Consider the following 24,383-nt stretch of genomic DNA (forward strand, 5'->3'; position numbering starts at 1 on the left):
TTTTATTTCTATTGATATTTCTGTATTAGAGTGTCGGCCTGAAGATTTCCCATGTCTTTGGCTTTCTGCAGGTTGGCTATGCCATCCTTCTTATTTCCTTTCAGACACTGTGCCAGACCAAGGAACATATAGGCGTCGCTATCATTAGAATCGATACCTATCATCTCATTAGCTGTATCTATTGCGTCGTCGAGAAGACCGACACGTACCTGTAACGATGCTTTCTCGGCATAATAGAATGTCTCCTGTGGAGCCATCTGGATGGCACGGTTGATGTCGTTCAATGCCTGCTGATAGAGTCGGCCTTCGATTTCTACCTGATGACGCAGATAGTAGAAGTTATCATTGATTTCGGCTTGCATCAGTGCTTCGTAATCATTGAGATCATTCACGGCATCACGAGACTTTCCTGCTGCTCTACGAGCTTCTGCACGTGCCAGCAGATAAGGAGCCGCGTCTTTCAGATAGGGCTTGGAGAAGGTGTTCATGGTTGAATCCAACAGGGCAAGCATAGCGGTGGTATCCTTCAGCATTTCCTTGCATTTAGCAGCTGCATAGAACACCTCGGCGGTTTTCTGTCCGTTTTGTGCCAGTTCGTCGTAGATGGTATAGGCAGGATCAAATTTCTGCTGAGCATACAGGATGTTGGCTTCCAGCTGACGATATGAGGGCTGGGGGTTGAGGGCATTGGCAGACTGGATTTCCGTCAAGGCCTTGTCAAGACTCCAATTGGCATAGGGCTGAGCACTCTGGAATATCTCCTTGTTATATATCATACGGGCGTAGGCGTAATGTGCTTCGTCCTTCTTCTCTGCCAGTTTCAGAGCAGTCTCCATATCTTTCTCTGCATCGGCAAAGTTTCCGTCAACCACAGCCATCTGGGCGCGCTGCATAAAGCCATCGGGAGCCTTTGGGAACTTCTGAATGAAATCGTTAACCAGTGTGACATATTCGGCAGAATCCATCTGACTCGCTGAAAGGAACAGGGCTAACACGGCATCCTTCAGACTGCCAGGCAACTCTTTCTTGATTTTCGTAAGCTTCAATGTAGCCTCATTCATACCGAAAGCAGAGATCTTCAATGAATCAACAAAGCGGGCACTGATGGCATAGTTCAATGTGTCCTTATCGTTTGCCGGTTGCTGCATCATTCCAATCACCTCGCCCGCCTCGTTAATTAACGGACAGCTGATGGTATTGTGGGGCATACTCAAAGCAACGGTATAATAGGCATAGTCCTCTTGGAACGTCTCTGCTTTACGAATGGCTCCACTTGATATGTTCTTTGTCTCACGATAGGGCAACAGCCACGCCAGACTACCTACAGGGGCTACTGACGAACTGACAATAAGCGGCTGTGTCTTCCCGTCGACGCGAAACTTGACGACGTCATACATGTCATTGGCTCCAAGGATGCTGACGACATTCATCTCTTTGCCCTGCGAATCGATGACGACGGCACGCGAAGCTCCCTTAAATGGTGTGTAATTGCTGACAGCTTCACCATCAGAACCTACGAAATAGCCATTGCTGCTGGCTATCAACGATCCGTCGCCTGAGAAGGTTTTCAGTGTGAAGACGGACTTAGTGGCCTTCTTAACCCAACTTGGTTGGGCAAAGGCACTGCCTGCCATCATGAGCAGACAGAATATCATAATCATTTTCTTCATAATCTTAATAATTGTTTGGCATTTTGGATAGCAGCATCGCTCACTTCGCTTCCACTGAGCATCTGCGCTATTTCCTTTATTCGTTCATCAGTAGTCAGAAGTCTCATGCTACTCTTTGTACCAGAGGCGGTCTCTTCTTTCTCCACTTTATAATGGGAAGTGCCAAGTGCGGCAATCTGGGGCAGATGAGTAATGCTGATAACCTGACGCTCGTGTTGCCCCATCTCCTGCATAATCTGAGCCATCTGCTCTGCAATCTTACCACTGACACCTGTATCGATCTCGTCGAAGATGATGGTAGGCAACTTGACTGCACCGCTGATCATAGCCTTCAGGGATAGCATCACACGAGCAATCTCACCTCCAGAAGCAACCTGTGAGACTGGCTGGAGTGGGGTGGAGGTATTGGCACTGAACAGGAAAGCAACCTTATCCTGTCCGCTATGACCTAACTCTGTTTCTACAATCTCTGTACTGAATCTGACATTAGGCATTCCTAATGGAACGAGCTTTGCCTGCATCTCTTTCTCTATCTGTTTGGATGCCTTGACTCGCAGTTTCGTGAGGATGTCGGCTTCCTGTCTGGCTTGTTTCTCCAGTTTCTCCATTCGCAACTCCAAGTCAGTCAAGGCTTCGTCGCTATTCTCGATATTACTGAGCTGACGCTTGAGTTCGTCGCGCTTCTCAATCAGTTCATCAACAGTCTCAACATGATATTTTTTCTCAAGATCATATAAGCGATCAAGACGGTTGTTGATGATATCCAGTTCAGACGGATCGAAATCGATGTTCTCTAACTGGGTGTTGATGTCTTGCGCAAGGTCTTTCAACTCAATATAACTTTCCTCGATACGCTGTACATATTCACTGACATCAGGGAAAACATGTTCAACAGCCTTGAGTGACGACAAAGAATTACGCAACGACACCACAACGCCATTATCTTCTGCCGATAAGGCATTGTCGGCCGTATACAGAGCGCTCTTGATGTCCTCCGAGTGTGCCATCGTCTCGCTCTTTTGTTCCAGTTCTTCTTGCTCTCCAGACTGCAGGTTGGCTTCTGAGAGTTCGTTGCATTGGAACTGTAGGAAATCCAGATTCTGGCGATTACGCTCAATATCCGCCTTCATCATGTCGAGTTCTTTCTTGACAGTCTGATAAGCCTGATAGGTCTGCTGATACTTTGCCAGTTCCTTTGCATCATTGGCTATCACATCGACAACGCTCAACTGGAAGTCCTGCTTATTGAGCAGGAGATTCTGATGTTGTGAATGCACGTCGACCAATCGTTCCCCAAGCTCTTTAAGCATTGAGAGTTGAACAGGCGTATCATTGATAAAAGCACGGCTTTTGCCTGAGGCCGTCAGCTCACGACGTATAATGGTTTCTTCAGGATCGTATTCTATGTCGTTCTCGCTGAAGAAGTCTTCCATATCATATCGTGAGAGATTGAAGAGAGCTTCTATCACGCATTTCTCGCATCCTTGTTTGATGGACTTCGAGTCTGCCCGCTGGCCAAGGAGAAGACCGATGGCACCAAGAATGATGCTTTTACCGGCTCCCGTCTCACCTGTAATCACTGAGAAGCCTTGAAACAGGTCGATGTCGAGTTCATCGATCAGCGTAAAGTTCTTAATATATAAATGTTTAAGCATATCAGTTCTTTATTTGGTCCCAACTGTTGCTTTGCGAGGCATTGATACTCATGAGCAGTTCGTAAATCCGCTCTTTCTCTTTTTGCGTACCTTTGCCTTTGTAGATACTCACCAGCTCATCTTTCTTGTAATCGGTCCAGATCTGCGGAAGCAGACTGAGCGGTTTGTCACTATGAGCTTTCTGAAGATGTGTCTCTAAAGCCGTAGTTATCTCTATTCGTCCACGTTCAGGATTGTTGGCCATCTCGTCAAGTCCCTTGCGATAATAATCGTATTGCAACTGACGGAAAGGTGTCAATGCCTCGTCGAGATAATCATTGATGATTGCAAAACGGTTACGGCTGTCTTCAAAGGATTTCCAGCCAGGGAAACCCAGATTCTGAGCGTTATTGACAAGATACATACAACGCTGCAGAATATCGCTACCTCCCATTGGACTGAAACTGTCAAGGTCGAGACCTATCATCAGATAGGCATAATAGGCGAGTAGGGCAGTGAGTTGATTGTCTATATTCTCATCCGAGAAATTCAACTGATCGAACTGCTGGAATTCGAAATTAAAGCTGCCGTCTCTATTATTATATAAGGTGGAGGTATAGGCTGAATTGAACACTGGGCGATTGGCTTGGATAAGTGCAGTACATTCAAAGCGGTTTTCTTCTCTGACATATTTGGTAACAGTCAGATTCAGACTACACTGAATACGCTCGTTTCTCTGAAACTGAAGTTCTGTCCACTGGCGTTCATTCATGAACTGCTCTATTGTCTGCTGAAGATTCTCGAACACGCTTACATCCGTACCTTGTATCTGACTATGGTTCACATTAACCTTAACTTGCAGCTCCTGGGCTTTTAAACCAGAAACTGCAAGCATAAACAAAATTAATATGTTAGTCCTCAATACTCTCATTAGCCTCTCTGAGCCTCGCGCAGACGAATTCTCGTCAGTACTTGTTTCGTGTTGTACGTGAAGTCACCAGCCAAGATCCAACTATAGTAACCTGGATCAATGTGCAGAACATCTGCTACAGGCAATCCTCTGTGCTTACCAAAGTTGAAGACCTCCGTCATCTGAGGTTTCCCATCCTTGTCGAGTACAGGCTTCCCAGAACGGTCTTTTACCTCGCCCCATACAATACGGCCAGCAAAGTCCACATTATTATTCATCTTAGAGAACTCTGCCAGCTGGTCCATATTGTTTTCCAACACTTTCTCGGGATCCTCATTGGCGCCTGGAGCATATTTGTCCAGTTCTCCCATCAGCACCCTATAGGTCGCTTCTGTATCCTGATCGGCCCGGTGAGCCTCGAAGTCTTCTTCCATCTTACGGCCACAATAGAATTTGTAGGCTGCTGCCAGATTGCGACGTTCCATTCTGTGGAAGATGGTCTGGGCATCTATCAGACGGCATTTCGAGAAGTCGAAGTCAATACCAGCTCTTAGGAATTCCTCTGCCAGCAGAGGTATATCGAAATGGTTAGAGTTGAAGCCTGCAAAGTCGCATCCCGTGAACTTCTGTGCCAGTTGCTGACCAAGTTGCTTAAAGGTGGGCTTGTCCTTCACATCCTCATTCGAGATGCCTGTCAGGGCTGCCACATCCTCAGGAATCGGCTTTTCCGGATTCACCAGCTCATTGCCTCGTTCCTCAACGCCATTAGGATTGACTTTTATATATGAAATCTGTATGATACGATCCTTAACCAAGTCAAGACCTGTTGTCTCCAGGTCGAAGATGACAAGGGGTTTGGTAAGATTCAGCTTCATCTATATCAGTCTTTAATCGTTGATCAGCATTGGCATCATCAGCATCAGCACATCCTGATTCTCCGGCTGCTCTGAAGGAATTACAAGACCGGCACGGCTTGGGTCAGCGAGCTGAATGATGACCTCTGCGCAATCGAAGTTGTTGAGCACCTCGATAAATGATGCGCCCTTGAATCCGATAGACATCGGCTGACCGTTATACTCACAGGTCATACGTTCTGTAGCCGTCTTTGAGAAATCGTAATCCTCTGCATCAAGCTGGAGCGTGGTTCCTTCAACGTGGAAGCGAATCAGGTTGCTTGAATCGTTAGCGAAAGGCTGTACACGGCGAAGTGCAGCCAAGAGTGACAGACGATCTACACGCAACTCATTCGGATTAGCCTGTGGAATGACGCTGTTATAGTTGGGATAACGGCCTTCGATCAGACGACACTGAATGATTCCGTCGCCATAGCTGATCTCTGCATTGCGCTCATCGAAACGGATAACTACGTCGCCACCGTCTTTTCCAAGCAGATTCTTCAGCAGTCCAGCGGGCTTCTTCGGCAGGATGAATGCAGCAGGCTGCTCACCTTTAATCGTGAAGATCTTATTGCGAACCAGCTTATGGCCATCACTTGCAACAACAGCCAGGCAATCGGTGGTGAGATCGAAATAGATACCGTTCATTACAGGACGCAGCTCATCCTGAGCCGTAGCAAAAATTGAACGATTGATATTCTCAGCCAGAATAGCGTTCGGAATGGTTATCGTATTAGCGTAATCGCTGATAGGCTGGGGCATGGGGAACTCGTCAGCATTCTCGATGGGGAGAGAGAACATACCATTCTGATAGGATATCTTTACGGTGTTCTGCTCCTGATTCACGTCGAACGTGATGGGCTGCTCAGAGAAACCCTTTACTGCTTCAAGTAAATCGTGATTACCAATGGCGAAACGTCCGTTGCTGTCGCTTTCTGTCAATGGCATCTGTGTCTTCATCAGGTTTTCGCTGTCTGACGCAGTCAGATACAGTACGTTGTCGTTGATTTCAAACACGAAGTCACCCAGAATAGGCAGGGCGTTCTTACTGTTAATCACTTTTGAGAGGGCAGCGAGCTTAGTGCTCAGCGCTGTACTTGATAATGTAAATCGCATAGTTTTATAGTTATTTTGTTCTTAAATACATATTATATAATTGAGCACAAAATTACAAAAAAACGTTGTATTGAACAAAATTTTCGGCAGAAAATTGCGCTATTCAAACTATTTTTAGTAATTTCGCCACTTGAAAACGACAAATTCAACAAATAAAAACAAATTAAGTCATGGAATTAACAGGTAAAATCATTGCTGTTATGGCAGCACAAAGTGGAGTTTCTGCACGTACGGGAAACAGCTGGATGTCTCAGGATTATGTGATTGAGGTTCCTGGTCAGTATCCCCGCAAGTGTCTTTTCCGCATCTTTGGCGAGGATAGAATCAAACAGTTCAATATTCAGCAGGGCGAGGATCTCACAGTTCAGTTTGATATTGATGCCCACGAGTTTAATGGTCGTTGGTTTAACGATATTCGTGCTTATAATGTTATTCGTGGTCAGCAGCCCGTAGCTACACCAATGAGTGGTGCAGCAGCACCATTTCCTCCAGCAGGCGGCGCTAATGCAGCTTTTCCTCCTGCACAGGAGCCTGTAGCAGAAGGTTCTGCTGACGATCTGCCATTCTAAGCATAAGATGATCATTATAGAAGTTTGCCCTCTGGATCAAGAAATCCGGGGGGCAAATATTATTTTATAGGAGAGAACTCTTATTTATGTTATTTATCATAATACTGATTCTAGTATAAAGTGGTAAAATATAGGATAATGCCGTATAAACCCTGACTTTGCCCGGAGTAAAGCCTGGGTTTCATTACGACAAACCTATAGTTATATTACGACTAACTGCTAGTTTCATTACGAGAAACTTCATCTGATATCGCGATCGTCTAAAACCTGGAATTTCTGACGTTGATGGTTTAGTGCTTCTAGATTTAGCGAAAAAGAAACTGATGTTTGCTTGTCTGCCTGACAAGATGCGAGTGTTTTGCCTATGGGACTGATAATAGCACTCATACCTTTATAATGACAATATTTATCATCGCCAACACGATTACATCCAATCAGATAAGCCTGATTCTCAATAGCCCTGGCTCTGGTTAGAATCTGCCATGCATTCTGGCGACTTTCCGGCCAATTAGCCGCACAGATAATGGCATCATACTGAAGTGCGTCAGCATAACGGCTCCATACAGGGAAACGCAGGTCATAACAAGTCAGCAACAAGATGCGGAAACCGTTATACTCTACTATTGTATGATTATTTCCTGATTCGTAGTAACGGTCTTCATGTCCGTATCTGAACAAATGGTGTTTATCATAATATGATTCGATACCATTTCTCCCGTCTATAAAATAATGACGATTAAGATACTTGTGATCCTCAGTTATAATGGCAAGCGTACCAGATATTGCACATTGACGTTCTTTAGCTGTATCGCGCATCCATTTAAGGGCAACATTTGTAGTCTCCGACTCAGCAAGTCCATGAGGTTCTGTGGCAAAGCCCGTGCTCCACATTTCTGGCAACACATACAGATCACTATCAGGCTCCTGAGCCATCAGACTCTCTGCTCTGGAGATATTCTCAAGGGGACTTCCCCACTCTATGTCTAACTGTAGAATTGTAACCTTCATCTGATATAAAAATCTCTTGTAAGTTCTTGATACCAATCGCTCCTGACGTTGGGCGAAATCTCTATAATTCCTTCGTTCTTAACTAATTCATTTACAGAATGCTTACTGAATTCCATCAAGCATCGCTTAGGCGCTTTTCTGGGTGTCGTTTTTATCATGCAAATACGACTTGGAAAGAACCCCGCCAAATGGGCTTCTGCCTCCAATTGGGCACAACAGTCTACAGGAATTACAACAGAGAAAATGCCATGAGGCGCAAGCAGTCCGAAGGCCGTATGCATCAGCTGACGATAAGTGAGCGTCGAATTATGGCGTGCCATTGTTCGCTGATTGTCTGGACAAGTAAGCGAATCGACGAAATAAGGCGGGTTTGAGACAATCGCATCAAAGAGAGAACCCTCTGACGAAAGGAAATCACGAGCATCAGCCATGATCACTTTGACGTGCTGAGAAAAAGGCGATGCCAGCACATTCTCCTGAGCCTGAGACACAGCTTCTGCATCGATGTCGATCGCTGTGATTTGTGCTTTTGGAAAACGTTGGGCCATCATCAGGGCTATCAGTCCTGTGCCCGTTCCGATATCCAGGATAAAAGGGCTGTCTAAAGGAGTGCCGTCGGATGATTCTGAAGGAACCTGAGCCCAAGCCCCAAGCAGCGTTCCATCAGTGCCTACTTTCATCGCTGTACGCTCCTGATGTATAGTAAATTGTTTAAATTCAAAGTAACTATTTGACATTTCGGCTGCAAAGATAGCAATAATTGTTAATTATTGGCTGTATCGTGCCTGTTTCTTAATTATTATTAGTAACTTTGCAGCCAATTTTTAAGTATAGTTTGAATTTTATAGTGTATTAGTTATAATATGAGTAGTCAAAACAAGAATGCAGCCTTTCAGATGATAGCTGATATCGACGGTGATTTCAGCGCACTGTTAGGCAATCAGACCCCAGAGAATGCACCAATACTGCCTGTGCGCAACCTCGTGCTCTTCCCTGGTGTTGTAACCCCTATTCTCATTGGCCGTGAATCAAGTAAGGCCCTTGTTAAGAAAGCAGAGAAGAAAGGGACGGTCATCTGCGTTATTCCCCAGCGTGACCCCGATGTAGAAGTTCCCATGAAGGACGATCTTTATGAATATGGCGTGTATGCTAAAGTCATGAAGCTGCTGACGCTTCCGAATGGAAATATTACCACGATTGTCCAAGGTCTTGGCCGTGCCCGCTTGTGCGATATCATTAGCACCCAGCCTTATCTCGAAGGTGTGGTAGAGCCTGTAGAAGAGATTGAACCCGAGAAACGTGACCGTGAGTTCAAGACGGCCATGGATGACCTGCGTGACCTGGTAGACCAGTTTATCAATATCAGCGAGGATATTCCTGACGAGGCAACGTTCGCCATCAAGAATATCTCGAACGATATCATGGCACTTAACTTCGTATGTTCAAACATGCCTTTCTCGCTGAAAGAGAAGATGTTGCTTCTGACAACCGACACTGTCAAAGAGCGATTGTTTGGCGTGATGAAGATTCTGAATCGCGAGATTAACCTGCAGAATCTGAAAGCCGACATCCGCAATAAGACGCGTGAGGATATCGACGAGCAGCAGCGTAACTACTTCCTGCAGCAGCAGATTAAGAACATGCAGGCAGAGATGGGCAATGGCGAGACGATAGAGAAACAGGAACTTCTCCGAAAAGCCGAGACAAAGAAATGGCCTTACGAGATTGATAAGATCTTCCGTAAAGAAGCTGATAAACTGGACAACCTGAATCCACAGAGTCCGGAATACAATGTACAGCTTACTTATCTTCAGACACTGGTTGCTCTTCCTTGGAATGAATATACAACAGACGATCTCGACCTGAAGCGTGCACAGAAGATTCTCGACCACGACCACTATGGCATGGAGAAAGTCAAGGAGCGTATACTCGAGCACATGGCTGTGTTAGCTCTGCGTGGCGACCAGAAGAGTCCTATCATTTGTCTCTATGGCCCTCCAGGAGTTGGTAAGACCTCTCTGGGCAAGTCTATTGCGGCAGCTATGAAGCGCAAGTACGTTCGTATGTCGTTAGGCGGCCTGCACGACGAGGCAGAGATCCGTGGTCACCGTCGTACGTATATAGGCGCTATGCCGGGTCGTATTATCAAGTCTATCCAAAAGGCTGGTTCGTCTAATCCTGTGTTTATCCTTGACGAAATCGACAAGGTGACACAGATGACTCATAATGGCGATCCCGCATCGGCTCTGCTTGAGGTGCTTGACCCTGAGCAGAATAATGCCTTCCATGATAACTATCTCGATGTGGATTTCGACCTCTCACAGGTATTGTTCATCGCTACGGCTAACAACCTGAGTACCATTCCACGTCCCCTACTCGACCGTATGGAGATTATCGAGGTAAGTGGTTATATCACAGAAGAAAAGATTGAGATTGCGAAGCGTCACCTGATACCTCGTGAACTTGAGAATACCGGTCTGAACGTCAAGGAGCTGAAACCGACATTCAACAAGGCTGCCATCGAGATGATTATTGAACGTTATACCCGTGAGAGCGGTGTACGTCAGTTGGAGAAACAGGTGAACAAAGCCCTCAGAAAGATTGCTTTCAAGCGCCAGATTGAAGAAAGCACCAACTATAAGAAGATTACCCCTGCGGAGATTGAGGATCTGTTGGGCAAACCGCCATTCTATCGCGACATCTACCAGGGCAACGACTATGCTGGTGTCGTCACAGGTCTGGCTTGGACTAGTGTCGGTGGAGAGATTCTCTTTATCGAGACATCACTTTCAAAGGGAAAGGGCTCTAAGCTTACGCTGACAGGTAACCTGGGTGATGTGATGAAGGAGTCGGCCATTCTGGCTCTTGAGTATGTGAAGGCACATGCTTCAACCCTTGACATCGACTACCGAATCTTCGACAACTGGAACATCCATATCCATGTGCCCGAGGGTGCGACACCTAAGGATGGTCCTAGTGCCGGTATTACCATTGCCACCAGTATCGCCTCTGCCCTCACCCAGCGTAAGGTACGCAAGAATACGGCGATGACGGGCGAGATTACGCTTCGAGGAAAAGTTCTGCCCGTTGGTGGTATCAAGGAGAAGATTCTGGCTGCCAAGCGTGCAGGTATTACCGATATCGTGATGTGTCGTGAAAACGAGAAGGATATCCTTGAGATTCCCGATATGTATCTGAAAGGTGTGACCTTCCACTACGTTGAGAACGTACAGGATGTATGGGATTTTGCTCTTACAAAAGAAGTTGTTAAGAATCCGCTCGACTTCACCATTCCAGAAGAAAAAGAAAAGGATCAGAAATGACGTTTGAAGTACAACATACAGACCAGGCCAGCGATGCCCGTGCAGGACTGATTACCACCGATCACGGACAGATTCAGACCCCTATCTTCATGCCTGTAGGAACGGTGGGCAGTGTGAAAGGCGTGCATTTTGCAGAACTGCGTGAACAAGTGAAGGCCCAGATTATTCTGGGTAACACTTATCATCTCTACCTGCGACCAGGCCTGGATATTCTTCGCAAGGCTGGCGGTCTGCATAAGTTCAACACATGGGACCGGCCAATACTGACAGACTCGGGTGGTTTCCAGGTTTTCTCTCTGACAGGTATTCGTAAGCTTCGTGAGGAAGGTTGCGAGTTCCGTAGTCATATCGATGGCTCGAAGCATATTTTCACGCCCGAGAATGTGATGGACACCGAGCGTGTGATTGGTGCCGACATTATGATGGCGTTCGACGAATGCCCCCCGGGCCAGAGCGACTATAAGTATGCCGAGAACAGTCTGCGCCTTACCCAGCGATGGCTGGAGCGATGTGTGAAGCGATTCAATGAGACAGAACCGTTGTATGGCTACAAACAGACTCTGTTCCCCATTGTGCAAGGCTGTACCTATAAAGATCTCCGCAGAGATGCTGCAAAACATGTGGTCGATGTGCTGGGGCAACTCAATGATGGCGGTGGCGCATCTATTGGCGGACTGGCCGTTGGCGAGCCCACAGAGGTGATGTATGAGATGATTGAGGTCGTGAACGAGATTCTGCCAAAGGACCGTCCCCGATACCTGATGGGTGTCGGTACGCCTCAGAACATTCTTGAAGCCATCGAGCGCGGCGTTGACATGTTCGACTGTGTAATGCCTACCCGTAATGGTCGCAACGCTATGCTCTTTACTTATGAGGGAACAATGAACATGCGCAACAAGAAGTGGGAAGACGACTTTTCACCTATCGATCCTGACGGCTGTGATATCGACCGCATCCACTCGAAGGCCTATCTGCATCATCTCTTCAAGGCTCAGGAACTGCTGGCCATGCAGATTGCCTCTATTCATAATCTGGCTTTCTATCTGCGACTTGTCACCGATGCCCGACAGCATATCGTTGCAGGTGACTTCGTGCAATGGAAACGTTCAGTCATTGATCAATTAGGACGTAGAAGATGAAAGAAAAACTGAAGAACATAGCAGAACGGTTGAAGACCTGCGGTAGAAAACTAGAAGCCCTTTGGAGCAAAGTACGCGGTCCAATCGGTAAGTTGGTATCTCCTCTGCGCTACCTTAATCCCAAGCGCTATCTCAAGCGTCTTGACCGTTATATCATTGGCAAGTTCATAGGTACCTACATCTATTCTATCATCTTGATCATCTCGATTTCCATTGTCTTCGATGTCAATGAGAATCTGGCAAAGTTTTCTACTTATGGTGCCCCGCTGAAAGCCATCGTATTTGACTACTATGCCAACTTTGTTCCTTATTTCGCTAATCTGTTCTCACCGCTGTTTGTCTTCATTGCCGTCATCTTCTTCACCTCTAAGTTGGCTGGCAACTCTGAGGTCATCGCCATGCTTGCGGCTGGTGTCAGCTTTAAACGGTTGTTACGCCCATATATGGTTTCGGCGGCTTTGATAGCTTTAGTGAACTTCTACCTTGGCTCTTACGTTATTCCTCATGGCAACGTGGTGCGTCAGGATTTTGAGGTGAAATATAAGAATAAGAGCAAGAACCTGTCAGCGACCAACGTTCAGCTGATGGTCGCTCCTGGAACAATAGCCTACCTGCAGCAATACGACGACCGCGTGAAGACCGGTTATGGCTTTTCGCTCGATAAGTTCGAGAACAAGAAGCTCGTCAGCCACATGACGGCATCCGTCATCCGTTACGATTCTATCAGTGACACACGCTATCACTGGAAAGCTCAGAACTATAAGATACGTACGTTGAAAGGGTTGCGTGAAGAGATCCAGTCGGGCGAAGTCATCGATACACTCATACAGATGGAACCGATGGATCTGGTTTACTCTAAAGGACAGCAAGAGACGCTTACCTCTCCCGAATTGTTACGATATATCTCCAAACAAGAGGAAAGAGGCTCTGGCAACGTGGTACCCTATGAAGTGGAGTATCACAAGCGAATAGCCACTTCGTTCGCCTCGTTCATCCTGACTATCATCGGCGTTAGTCTTTCCAGCCGTAAACGAAAGGGCGGCATGGGACTCTATCTGGGTATCGGTCTGGCTTTGTCGTTCTCCTACATCCTGTTGCAGACGGTGAGTGCCACCTTTGCCATCAATGCCGATACACCTGCGTTGCTGGCCGCCTGGATTCCAAATATCCTTTATGCGGTTATTGCATACTTCTGTTATCGTCAGGCACCCAACTAGAAATAAAAAAGAAATAATGAAATTTGAAGAAACATATCTCAACGATAATATTCTCGATGCGCTCTATGACATGCGTTTCGAGGAGATGACCCCTATTCAGGAGCGTTGCATTCCTCAGATTCTCGATGGTCGCGATGTACTTGGCGTGGCGCAGACAGGAACAGGAAAGACCGCAGCCTATCTGTTGCCCATACTTTCACAGCTCGACGATGATGAATTCCCAAAAGATGCCATTAACTGCATTATCATGTCGCCTACACGCGAGTTGGCCCAGCAGATTGATCAGGCCATGCAGGGCTTTGGCTATTATCTCGACGACGTATCGTCGGTGGCTGTCTATGGAGGTAACGATGGCGGTCGCTACGAACAAGAGCTGCGTGGCATGCGCCTTGGTGCCGATGTGCTCATTGCCACACCAGGCCGACTGCTCAGCCATCTGAAGGTTGGTAATCTTGACCTCTCACACTGTTCGTTCTTTGTGCTCGACGAAGCCGATCGCATGCTTGATATGGGTTTCATCGACGACATTATGAAGATCGTGAAAGAGTTGCCTGACAGTTGTCAGCGCATCATGTTCTCAGCCACCATGCCACCCAAGATCCGTGAATTGGCAGTCAATCTGCTTCACGATCCTGTGGAAGTGAAGATTGCAGTCAGCAAGCCCGCAGAGAAGATTCAGCAGAGTGCCTACGTATGTTACGACCCGCAGAAACTGAAGATCATCAATCATATCTTCAAACAGGGCGACCTGAAGCGTGTCATCATCTTCTCTGGCAAGAAAGAACGTGTTAAGGACATTACACGCAGTCTGAAAAAGATGCATATCAACTGCGACCAGATGCACAGCGATCTCACCCAGCAGGAACGCGACGAAGTAATGTTCCGTTTCAAGGCAGGTATGACCGATGTACTTGTAGCCACCGACATTGTAGCTCGTGGTATAGATATTGACGATATCCGCACTGTCATCAACTACGATGTACCTCACGATGCAGAAGATTATGTGCACCGTATTGGTCGTACGGCTCGTGCTGATCGCGACGGCGTAGCCATCACGTTCGTTAACGAGGCCGACATGCTGCGTTTCCAGCAGATAGAGCATTTCCTTGGTAAGGAGGTCGAGAAAACCCCTCTTCCAGAAGGTATTGGCGAAGGTCCTGAATATGTAAAGCGTGAGAAGAAACGTTCCAACACCCGCCGCCATGGGCGCTGGCATTCACGTGGCAACGGTAAGAACTCGCAGGCTAAGAGTAAGAACTCACAAGCTAAGAGCAAAACCCCGCAAAGTAAGAGCAAAACTTCACAAGCTAAAAATACGAAGAAACAATGATTACAAAACCTATCTGTAAGATTAATCTCGGACTCAACGTCGTTGAGCGTCGTCCCGATGGTTATCACAATCTGCAGACCGTATTCTACCCCGTACCTATCATGGATGCTCTCGAGGTATATACGATGGACGAAGCGTTTCCTTCTCCCGTCGACTGTGACTTAAAAGTGACTAATATCCATATCGACGGTGATGAACAGAAGAATCTTGTGGTACGTGCATATAATCTGCTGAAACAGGACTTCCCTTCCCTGCCCCGTATTCATACCCACCTTTTCAAGGGTATTCCTACACAAGCTGGTATGGGTGGTGGTTCCAGCGACTGTGGTTTTATGATTACCTTACTTAATAAGATGTTTTGTCTTGGACTCTCTGAACAGCAGATGATTGACTATGCCGCACGTCTGGGAGCCGACTGCGCCTTCTTTATTATCAATCGTCCTTGCTATGCTGAAGGTATCGGTGAGAAGATGCAGGACATTAATCTCTCATTGGCAGGTTGGTATCTGGCTGTGGTACGTCCTGCGATACCCGTACCGACCAAGGAAGCTTTCTCGCTCATTAAACCACACTTTCCTGCAGAGAATTGTCGCGACATCGTGATGCAACCTGTTGAAACATGGCGTGGACGATTGACAAACGACTTCGAACAGAGCGTATTCGCCCTTCATCCTGAGATTGGTGCTATCAAGGATCGACTCTATGACATGGGAGCCACCTACGCCTCTATGTCTGGCTCCGGCTCCTCACTCTTCGGCTTGTTCCGCGAACCTGTCAGTCTTGATACATTCAACGACCCAGATACATTTAAAACAATAATCCCGCTCAAGTGAGCGGGATTATCTGTTAATTTACTGTATACCGTCTTTGCGAAGTTTCTCTTGCCACTTCCAAGCACTTTTCAGTACTTCATCCGTTGGTGTGTCGGCTTTCCAGCCAAGCACCTTGTTTGCTTTGTCAACGTTACCCCACACCTGCTCGATATCACCTTCGCGGCGTGGTGCATACTCCCAGTTCACCTTCACACCAGTAGCCTTCTCGAAACCCTCAACCACCTCGAGTGTCGACAATCCCTTACCGGTACCGATATTGAATATCTCGACAGCGTCGGTGTCTGGCTGATCGAGCACGCGCTCCATAGCCTTCACGTGAGCTTTAGCCAGATCCACCACATAGATGTAATCGCGGATACAAGTCTTATCAGGTGTATTATAATCGTGACCGAAAATCTTCAACTGCTTACGGATACCCATTGCTGTCTGAGTAACAAACGGAATCAGATTCATGGGCACACCATTAGGCAGCTCACCGATCAGTGCCGTTGGATGAGCACCGATGGGATTGAAGTATCTCAAGATGATGCTCTTGATGGGAGCACCAGAGTGAATATAGTCCTGAATAATCTCCTCGTTGATCTGCTTTGTATTACCATAAGGTGAAAGCGCCTTCTGAATGGGGGCATTCTCTGTTACAGGCAGATTCTCCTGAGAAGGCTGACCATAGACAGTGCAACTTGAAGAGAAGATGATGCCCTTCACATCGTACTTAGGCATCAGCTCCAGCAAGTTAATCAGACTGGTCAGATTGTTACGATAGTACAGCAGCGGCTTCTCCACACTCTCGCCTACAGCCTTTGAAGCAGCAAAATGGATGATACCCTCGATCTTCGGATACTTCTTGAATACGCCTTCAAGAGCTTCCATGTCGCAGCAGTCCACCTGCTCGAAAGCCGGACGCTTGCCTGTAATCTTCTCAATGCCGTCGACTACGTTGGCATTTGAATTCGAGAGGTTGTCGATAATCACCACTTCATAGCCTGCTTCCTGCAGTTCTACGGTTGTATGACTTCCGATGAAGCCTGTACCGCCAGTTACTAAAATCGTTTGTTTCATATTCAGTTGTAGTTTTACTATTTTCAATTTCCGACTGCAAAAGTACTAAAAAAGCTAGAGAATACGCAGGTTTCCTCAGAAAAACTTTATTAATCTGTGTTAATCTGCGCTGCAGACGTCATCCATGCTTCGTCCAGATAGTCTCTATGACATAAACACAAAACCAACGGATGCCAAAAACTGGACTATAAGGATGTAGAGGACAATCAGCGGTGCCCCTTTAGACAGACCGAAGGTGAGCGATTCAAAGATATCTGCCAATGTTTTTAAACGTCCCGACATGACACCGAAACTGACAGAAAACAGACAGATTCCGAAAGCCAACAGCGGCACAAAACTGCGACTGAAAGCCGACGGAAACAACTGTCCCGTGGCAGATAGCAGGATGGCGTGAGGCGTAAGGGTGAGCAAGCAGATGATAACTATATATATAATTAGAAATGCGAACGACACACGTAAGGCTATCCGGTCACGATAAGTAAGTGGATGGTTCTTAGCGAACAACACAGGCACCCCACTCTTTTCAATTGTGCCGACAGCTACGAGCAATAGCAACAGACACACGAGCAACGGGCTGGCTACTATATTATTGAAACCACCGATGAACCAGCGGATACCCTCACTTGAGAGCAAGGAGCGCACGCCCTCCTGTCTCATAGCAGAGAGCAGCCATGAGAGGATAATGAGGGCGAGTTGGGAAGCCACCACCCCCATTCCTATTCTGGCGAAGAGTTTATTCTTCATCGGGTTCGAGGTTATCGATATCGAGAATACGTAGTTCGAGGGCTCGAACTACGAGACGCGTAGCATTAATACCGCCCGTACCTTCAGGGAAGAGTTTCTGGATAAGTTCGTTCTGACGTTTCTCAAGACTCTTCACGCCAAATGGCATGCCACGCAGATTGGTAATCTGCTCCTTGGTATAGCCGAGGGCCAGATGGCGAAGGAAACGTTCATCATACTCGTCAATTTCATAATTAACCAGTGCCTCTTGCTTCACAAGCAGTCCACTCACGGCAGCCTTAAAGCGCTCTACAATCTTCTCAAGGATTGGCTCATTGAATACCAGTTGTTTGCCGTCCATCACGGCAGACACATCACGACGTGTCAGCAACTCGCCGGTCTTGAGAATTATTCCGTCGGCACCTGCGTCGAGTACATCAACCCAGAGTTTCTCATTAAGGATCTCACCAGTAAAAATAAGCACCTTAACATCGGGATGGAGCTCTTTAGTGTGGCGACATATCTCTACGCCAACAGTAGTAGAACCGCCAAGCCCAAGGTCGAGCAACACGAGGTCTGGTTTCTGCTGTTTAAGCAGCCGCCAGTAGGCAGGCTCAGCGTCGGCTGTTCCAATAACTTCCGCCTCAGGAATATCAGTGCGGATGATGCCGAGGGTGCCCTTCAGTTCAAGGGGGACATCCTCTACGATGATAACTTTGAAGTTCTCCATATACTTGGTAATGTTATAATCATGAATGTTATGTTGTCTCTAATTTCAGCACGAATACCACAACCACGACGATTAGTGGCTTCGCCATGATCGCGTACAATCTGGCGACAGAGCAGATATGGGATATGTTCACGGGAAGGCGTGAAAAGATCGGCAACCTGAGATTCTGTAAGACGGAGCAAAGGCATCGCTACACTGATCTCAACATATTGGGAATCTTTCTGCACGCAAGTCTTCTGAAGTGTTTTCTCCCCCGACTGCTTACGCAGAATCTCGAAAAGATAGCGTATGAGGTTTTCATCTCCAAGAATGCTCACCTCGCCCATCACAATCGGTTTCAAGTGAAGATGGCCGCGCTCAACCTGTCGGATGGCTTGCAATGAAAGCACGCCATAGAGTTCGCGATAGAAACTGGTGACTTCGGCGAGCGAGTCAGTATCACCCGCATCAAGTAACTGACTGATACGGGAAGGATAATACATCGTCTCATGTTTGAGAGTTGAGAGACAATTATCGAGTACGGCGTTCGATACATGTAAGTTGTTATCCTCCAGCTCTGCACGCCGATATTCGTCGTTTAGCATTTCAAGGTCGTTTTGACGCTGCTGCTCTTTAACAAAACGGTCGTAAAGACGGTGGCGATAATAGAGCAGATAGTAGGCAGGTACGATGGACAGGAGCAGAAGCACCAGAAGGATAACGGATATCGTCTGGTTGGTCTGCGTTTGTTGCATGGTACGACAATAATCGCCCAAGGTCTCGTCGGCCGACATTTCCTTGAACAGTTGGGTATAGATACGGTTATTGTAACTATAGAGCTGCCATTCATGGAGAGCTAAAGCAGCCACAGCACTTTCGTTACGAATATCGAGAATGATGTGGTAGTTTGTTTCCACCCCATCGTGGAACCACTTGATTTCTGGAGCCAATAGCGACGGATTGCCCATGGGACGCATGAGGTAGCGGCCGCGGGGCTGCAGACTATGATAATGCTTATTCAGATAATAGCGACATGAATCGGCAAACTGTAACGTGCGCTGGTATTTTCCTTCAATATTGCTAAAATAGGCAGAGTCAGCAAAGGCACTGGCTTTTGCTAACGGGGCCTGGCTCTTTGAAACAGGCTGCTGTGCAGCTACTAACAGAGAACCACATAGTGTAAACAATATTACCAGACTACGCATCACACCCAGTGGAAGACGGAACGCCAAACGCGAGCCTTTTCCTAATGTGCTTGTAGCAGTTATCTGGCAAATGGAGAATATCTGCGATATCTTTCGATACTTCTCTATGATTCCTTTACAGTTAAGCAGTCCGAAACCATGTTCCTCGACAATCTTATGATCGAAAATATGTTGTAGCTGTTCGTCGGTCATTCCATGTCCGGTATCTTCTACAGCTATTTCAACATAGTTGGCCTGCGTAGAGGCTGACACATGCACTTCGCCACCTGCTTCCGTAAACTTACGGGCATTATCGGCCAGTGTATTGAGCATAAAGAGTGTCAAAACCTTGTCGGCCTTGACCACTGCATTGGTCGATTCAACATTGAGATTAATCCCTTTCATCTGGAATGAAGTGCGACCTTTGGCCAACAGGTCGAAGAGTTCCTGCAAAGCAAAACTCTCGATATGCAGACTGAGTTCCCCCTGTCGCAGTTGAATCCAGTAGGTCAGCACATCGTTATAGGAATTGATCTGTTCGGTGAGCTCGCGGATATAAGTGGAGTCGCCCTCAGATGTTCCTTTCACTTCATGGAGAATGCGGTCGATGAAAGGTGTGATACTATTGACAAGCGACACCTTCGCACGCTGCTCCAGATTGTGACGCTCGGAATTTTCCACACGTAGTCGCATAGCTGCCAATTGTTCCGACATCTCGTCAAACCGGTCGTCATTATCCTCCGTCTTTTTCTGTTTCTTGTTCAGATAGTTGAAGAGCCACAACGAGAAAAGTAGCAGCACGATGGCAGCCACGACGGCAATGAGCATGATGTTGAGCCGGCTTATATTACGTTCATACTGGCTGGCGCGCGCCTCCAATTGTCGATCCTGTCGGGTTGTCTCCTGAAGGTCAAGATACAGATTTCGATTATAGTCGCTCTGCTCTTTATCATCGATAGCGGCATAAGCCACGCTGAGCTGTTCACGGATTGAAGCCACTAGGTCGGGCGCTTGATAGATGGCAGAATCAGACAAAGCCTGTTCCAGATTATAAAGAGCCGACTCATAGTCGCCTATTTGTCGGAAACAGGAAGCCAAAGTACGATAGGCACCTGATATCTGATAGACATCACCATAATCACGGAAGATATAAAGGGCATTCTCTGCCAGATAGCCAGCTAGCATTTCATCATCGACACCATCAGGGTTCAGAAACCGCAGAGCAGGCATGTTGTCGGCCAACAAGCGCTTGCGATATTCAGGTTCCATCAAGTGTTCAGAAAGCGCTTCGAGGGCATTTGCCGCAAAATATGGATAGTTGGCACGACGAGCCATCAGGAAGCAACGCATCAGATGGTCGAACTCCTGTTGGTTGATCTCTTGTTGAGTCCCCTCGGTAATGATGCCGCCCGCACCGATATTATAGAGATAGTTTAGCAGCTGAGCTGTATCGCGCTGTACTTCGTTAGGATCTATTGTGTAAAGTGCTTCGATAGACTGGCGCTCTAGACCTACATAATAATAATAGGTAGAATTGACAATGGCATATTCGCTTTCGGCATAGAGCAGGCTACGGAGGTCGCGATTCGAAAGAGTGCTGCGCTCTTCGTTGATTCGACGCATGGCTCGGTCGGCCAGTTCGCGATATTCATGGAACTCACGGTTACGTGAGCGGCGCTGACAAAGACGCATCTGCTGGACATAAGCAATAAACTGCTGTACCTGATTATCGGTAGTCTCGATGGCTTCATTGAGCAGTTGACTGGCATCGTCGTACTGCATGCGTACGATACGTACAAAGGCTAGATTGCAAAGGGCTTCGGCCCTACCCGCATCGTAACCTTCGGCTAATTCAACTGCACGACGGGCATAATATTCGGCAGAATCGATGTCGCGATAATGAAAAGCATAAGATGAATCATTCAGCTTGTCAACAGTAGATTTTTCTGGTCGTGAACAGGCTGAAAAGCAAATGATTGATAGTATGAATAGCCAGACTTTCATGTCAGTTAAAAAGAATCCCCCTCGCCCACAAACTATGACAGGAGCGAGAGGGATAATATTGTATTAAGCACGCGCCTTGGCGATGTAACCGAGTGCCTCGCGACACTTGTCGGTAACGTACTGCCAGTCGCCGGCCTTTACCTTATCGCTTGGGAAGAGCTTTGAGCCCATACCAACGCAGTAAACACCTGCCTTGAACCACTTAGTGAGGTTCTCCTCCTCAGGAGCAACACCACCAGTAACCATGATCTTCGACCAAGGCATAGGAGCCTTAAGACCCTTTACCATGTTTGGACCAACCACATCACCAGGGAATACCTTCGTGAGGTCGCAGCCCAACTCCTGAGCCTTACCAATCTCGCTAACGGTCATACAGCCAGGGCAGTATGGTACCAAACGACGGTTACATACAGGAGCGATGTCGGGATTCAACAACGGACCGACCACGAAGCAAGCGCCCAATTGAATATACATTGCTGCTGTGGGAGCATCTACGATAGAGCCAATACCAAGAGCCAACTCAGGGCATTCCTTGTCGGCCCACTTTACGAGTTCACCAAAAATCTCCTGAGCAAAATCACCGCGGTTGGTAAACTCAAAGGCGCGAACACCACCCTCGTAGCAAGCCTTTACAACATTCTTACAGGTCTCAAGATCCTTGTTATAGAAGACGGGTACCATTCCGGTATCACCAATCTTCTTCATTACTGCTATCTTATCAAATTTTGCCATATCTCACTTATATTATTGACCGTTTCGATTTAGCGCTGTACGCGACCGCTTGCATTACCACCTGCAAGACTCTCGACCTCGTCGACTGAAACCAAGTTAAAGTCACCATTAATAGTATGCTTCAGAGCAGAAGCAGCAACGGCAAACTCTAAAGCCTCACCCTGTGTTTTCTTTGTGAGCAGACCATGAATTAAACCGCCGGAGAATGAGTCGCCGCCGCCTACACGGTCGATAATCGGGTTGATCTCATATCGTTTTGACTGATAGAACTCCTTTCCGTCATAGATTAAAGCCTTCCAACCGTTGAATGTAGCACTATAGCTCTCACGGAGCGTAGAAACAACATACTTAAAGCCAAACTCAGACATCATTTGTTTGAAGATACCCTCATAGCCAGCAGCATCGGTCTTGCCTCCCTCAACGTCAGCATCGGGTTTGAAACCGAGACAGAGTTCTGCATCCTCCTCATTACCGATGCACACATCAACATACTTCATCAAAGGACGCATAATTGAGATAGCCTTCTCTGAAGTCCAGAGTTTCTTGCGGAAATTCAGGTCTACAGAAACAGTTACACCATGACGCTTGGCGGCTTCGCAGGCTAACTTTGTCAATTCGGCAGCTTTATCGCTGATGGCAGGAGTAATACCACTCCAATGGAACCAAGCTGCACCTTCCATAATCTTGTCGAAGTCGAAATCAGAAGGATCAGCTTCGGCAATTGAAGAATGAGCACGGTCGTATATAACTTTTGAGGGACGCATAGAAGCACCGGTTTCAGCATAGTAAAGACCTATACGGTTGCCACCACGAGCCACGAACTCGGTGTTTACACCATAACGCCGCAATGCGTTAACAGCAATCTGTCCTATTTCGTGCTTAGGGAGCTTACTAACGAAATAAGCCTCGTGGCCATAGTTGGCTACTGATATTGCTACGTTAGCCTCTCCTCCGCCTGGAATAATGCGGAATGATTCACTCTGAATAAAACGGTCGTTTCCTTGCGGAGATAGGCGAAGCATAATCTCGCCCAATGTTACGATTTTAGCCATTTTCCTTGTTTTAACTATAGATTAAACATATTTTTTTCGTTTGCGACGACAAAGTTAGACATATTTTTCGAGCTGACCAAATATTTAAGAGGATTTAAGGCAAAAAACTTACGGAAACGATTTCGGTTATATTATTTGATAAAGTTGTTGGCTTTTTCAGAATTTATTTGTACCTTTGCCGAAAAATAGGAATAAAATGGCTAAGGAGAACATTACTATTAAGGATATTGCTGCACATGCAGGCGTGTCCACAGGTACGGTAGACAGAGTTTTACACAACCGTCCAAATGTAAGTAAAACAGCGCTGGAAAAGGTGAATAAAGCGTTGGAGGAGCTAGACTATCGTCCAAACATGTATGCCTCTGCCCTCGCTTACAATAAGACTTACAATTTCTATTTGGTACTCCCCAAGCACGAGCAAGACGCTTATTGGGACGAGATTGAAGAAGGTGCGCTGGCCTGTACAGACTTCCGTCGTGACTTCGGCATCACGCTGAAGTTCATCTATTACGAACGTTTCAATGCTACAGGCTTCACAAAGATGGTTCGTGAACTGTTTTCTGCCAAGATAGATGGTGTAATCATTGTGCCTTCTACACTTGAGCAGACATCACGTTTCACTGAAAAACTGATTGAGAGACAGATTCCTTATGTGTTACTCGATTCCTATATGCCTGATCTGAAGCCTCTTTCGTTTTTCGGCCAAGACTCTTTTGCCAGCGGATACTTTGCAGCAAAGATGCTGATGCTGATTGCTAATAAAGAGAAAGAGATCGCATTGATGAAACAGACACGCGACGGTAAGGTGGGCTCAAAACAGCAAGCTAACCGTGAGACGGGTTTTCGTCATTATATGGTAGACCACTTCCCTGAGGTCAAGATTACAGAGGTAGATCTGCCCTTGGACGAGGAGAAAAAAGACTACGACGGCATTCTTGAAAAATTCTTCAGAGCACACTCACAAGTTCACCACTGCATTACATTCAACTCAAAAGCACACTTGGTTGGCGAGTTCCTTCAGAGAACCAACCGACGAAATGTGCAGATTATGGGCTATGATATGGTGCCCAAAAACGAAGAATGTGTGCGCCAAGGCAGCATTTCATTCCTCATTGCTCAGCACGCTTATCAGCAGGGCTATTCGAGTGTAGACGCATTATTCAACGCTATCGTGATGAAGCGTGAAGTAAATCCCGTGAATTACATGCCTATTGAAATCCTGACAAAAGAGAACGTAGACTTCTACCGCCGTAAGGCCATTTAAGACTAAAACAA

20 protein-coding genes are annotated in these 24,383 nt (G+C 46.8%); 7 read left to right on the plus strand and 13 right to left on the minus strand.

Translation table 11 applies throughout. The features are described from left to right. Positions 1–8: 8 nt before the first annotated feature. The 5 genes from BMX82_RS00915 to dnaN are packed head-to-tail and all read right to left on the minus strand — an operon-like array spanning position 9 to position 6,226. Positions 9–1,670, minus strand: coding sequence for a tetratricopeptide repeat protein (locus tag BMX82_RS00915; protein WP_091765276.1), 1,662 nt, complete (start codon positions 1,668–1,670; stop codon positions 9–11). Then, complete coding sequence (recN, locus tag BMX82_RS00920; protein WP_091765278.1) at positions 1,667–3,325, minus strand: DNA repair protein RecN; 1,659 nt, start codon at positions 3,323–3,325, stop codon at positions 1,667–1,669. The genes BMX82_RS00915 and recN overlap by 4 nt, the downstream gene beginning before the upstream one ends. Position 3,326: 1 nt before the next feature. Beyond that, entirely contained in the window at positions 3,327–4,235 is a 909-nt protein-coding gene (locus BMX82_RS00925; RefSeq protein WP_091765281.1) for a type IX secretion system protein PorD, read from the minus strand. Next, complete coding sequence (locus tag BMX82_RS00930; RefSeq protein WP_091765283.1) at positions 4,235–5,089, minus strand: 3'-5' exonuclease; 855 nt, start codon at positions 5,087–5,089, stop codon at positions 4,235–4,237. The genes BMX82_RS00925 and BMX82_RS00930 overlap by 1 nt, the downstream gene beginning before the upstream one ends. A 12-nt stretch (positions 5,090–5,101) precedes the next feature. Then, entirely contained in the window at positions 5,102–6,226 is a 1,125-nt protein-coding gene (gene dnaN / locus BMX82_RS00935; RefSeq protein ID WP_036912230.1) for a DNA polymerase III subunit beta, read from the minus strand. 170 nt (positions 6,227–6,396) lie between these two features. Here dnaN and BMX82_RS00940 point away from each other — a divergent pair, with 170 nt between their 5' ends. Beyond that, a complete protein-coding gene (locus BMX82_RS00940) occupies positions 6,397–6,795 on the plus strand; it encodes a DUF3127 domain-containing protein (protein ID WP_036912233.1) in 399 nt (132 codons plus the stop codon). A gap of 240 nt (positions 6,796–7,035) precedes the next feature. Here BMX82_RS00940 and BMX82_RS00945 read toward each other — a convergent pair whose 3' ends face one another. Continuing rightward, positions 7,036–7,803, minus strand: a complete 768-nt coding sequence (locus BMX82_RS00945; protein WP_091765286.1) for a nitrilase-related carbon-nitrogen hydrolase — start codon at positions 7,801–7,803, stop codon at positions 7,036–7,038. After that, entirely contained in the window at positions 7,800–8,483 is a 684-nt protein-coding gene (locus tag BMX82_RS00950) for a tRNA1(Val) (adenine(37)-N6)-methyltransferase (protein ID WP_410524395.1), read from the minus strand. The genes BMX82_RS00945 and BMX82_RS00950 overlap by 4 nt, the downstream gene beginning before the upstream one ends. A 183-nt stretch (positions 8,484–8,666) precedes the next feature. Between BMX82_RS00950 and lon the strand changes: the two genes are divergently transcribed. Genes lon through ispE form a run of 5 tightly spaced genes read left to right on the plus strand, consistent with a single transcriptional unit; the run spans position 8,667 to position 15,645 of the window. Beyond that, complete coding sequence (lon, locus tag BMX82_RS00955; protein WP_091765291.1) at positions 8,667–11,126, plus strand: endopeptidase La; 2,460 nt, start codon at positions 8,667–8,669, stop codon at positions 11,124–11,126. Then, a complete protein-coding gene (gene tgt / locus BMX82_RS00960) occupies positions 11,123–12,265 on the plus strand; it encodes a tRNA guanosine(34) transglycosylase Tgt (protein ID WP_091765293.1) in 1,143 nt (380 codons plus the stop codon). Before lon ends, tgt begins: the two co-directional genes overlap by 4 nt. Then, positions 12,262–13,482 (plus strand): LptF/LptG family permease, encoded by a 1,221-nt coding sequence (locus BMX82_RS00965; RefSeq protein WP_091765296.1) that lies wholly within the window; start codon positions 12,262–12,264, stop codon positions 13,480–13,482. Before tgt ends, BMX82_RS00965 begins: the two co-directional genes overlap by 4 nt. Positions 13,483–13,498: 16 nt before the next feature. Further along, positions 13,499–14,812, plus strand: a complete 1,314-nt coding sequence (locus tag BMX82_RS00970; RefSeq protein WP_036912251.1) for a DEAD/DEAH box helicase — start codon at positions 13,499–13,501, stop codon at positions 14,810–14,812. Beyond that, complete coding sequence (ispE, locus tag BMX82_RS00975) at positions 14,809–15,645, plus strand: 4-(cytidine 5'-diphospho)-2-C-methyl-D-erythritol kinase (RefSeq protein WP_036912254.1); 837 nt, start codon at positions 14,809–14,811, stop codon at positions 15,643–15,645. Before BMX82_RS00970 ends, ispE begins: the two co-directional genes overlap by 4 nt. Positions 15,646–15,663: 18 nt before the next feature. Here the strand turns inward: ispE and galE are convergent, their stop codons facing one another. The 6 genes from galE to BMX82_RS01005 form a co-directional block, all read right to left on the minus strand. Then, complete coding sequence (galE, locus tag BMX82_RS00980) at positions 15,664–16,704, minus strand: UDP-glucose 4-epimerase GalE (protein ID WP_036913548.1); 1,041 nt, start codon at positions 16,702–16,704, stop codon at positions 15,664–15,666. A 144-nt stretch (positions 16,705–16,848) separates the two neighbouring features. Continuing rightward, positions 16,849–17,448, minus strand: coding sequence for an AbgT family transporter (locus BMX82_RS00985; RefSeq protein ID WP_091765298.1), 600 nt, complete (start codon positions 17,446–17,448; stop codon positions 16,849–16,851). Next, positions 17,438–18,157: a DUF5932 domain-containing protein gene (locus BMX82_RS00990; RefSeq protein ID WP_036912258.1), complete on the minus strand. Its 720-nt coding sequence runs from the start codon at positions 18,155–18,157 to the stop codon at positions 17,438–17,440. Before BMX82_RS00990 ends, BMX82_RS00985 begins: the two co-directional genes overlap by 11 nt. Further along, positions 18,130–21,324, minus strand: a complete 3,195-nt coding sequence (locus tag BMX82_RS00995; RefSeq protein WP_091765301.1) for an ATP-binding protein — start codon at positions 21,322–21,324, stop codon at positions 18,130–18,132. Before BMX82_RS00995 ends, BMX82_RS00990 begins: the two co-directional genes overlap by 28 nt. Before the next feature lie 63 nt (positions 21,325–21,387). Next, entirely contained in the window at positions 21,388–22,056 is a 669-nt protein-coding gene (locus BMX82_RS01000; RefSeq protein ID WP_091765303.1) for a bifunctional 4-hydroxy-2-oxoglutarate aldolase/2-dehydro-3-deoxy-phosphogluconate aldolase, read from the minus strand. A 29-nt stretch (positions 22,057–22,085) separates the two neighbouring features. Next, entirely contained in the window at positions 22,086–23,108 is a 1,023-nt protein-coding gene (locus tag BMX82_RS01005; RefSeq protein ID WP_036912265.1) for a sugar kinase, read from the minus strand. 196 nt (positions 23,109–23,304) lie between these two features. Here BMX82_RS01005 and BMX82_RS01010 point away from each other — a divergent pair, with 196 nt between their 5' ends. Next, positions 23,305–24,372, plus strand: coding sequence for a LacI family DNA-binding transcriptional regulator (locus BMX82_RS01010; RefSeq protein WP_091765306.1), 1,068 nt, complete (start codon positions 23,305–23,307; stop codon positions 24,370–24,372). Positions 24,373–24,383: the final 11 nt, after the last annotated feature.

Source organism: Prevotella sp. khp7 (assembly GCF_900109055.1).
GTDB lineage: Bacteria > Bacteroidota > Bacteroidia > Bacteroidales > Bacteroidaceae > Prevotella.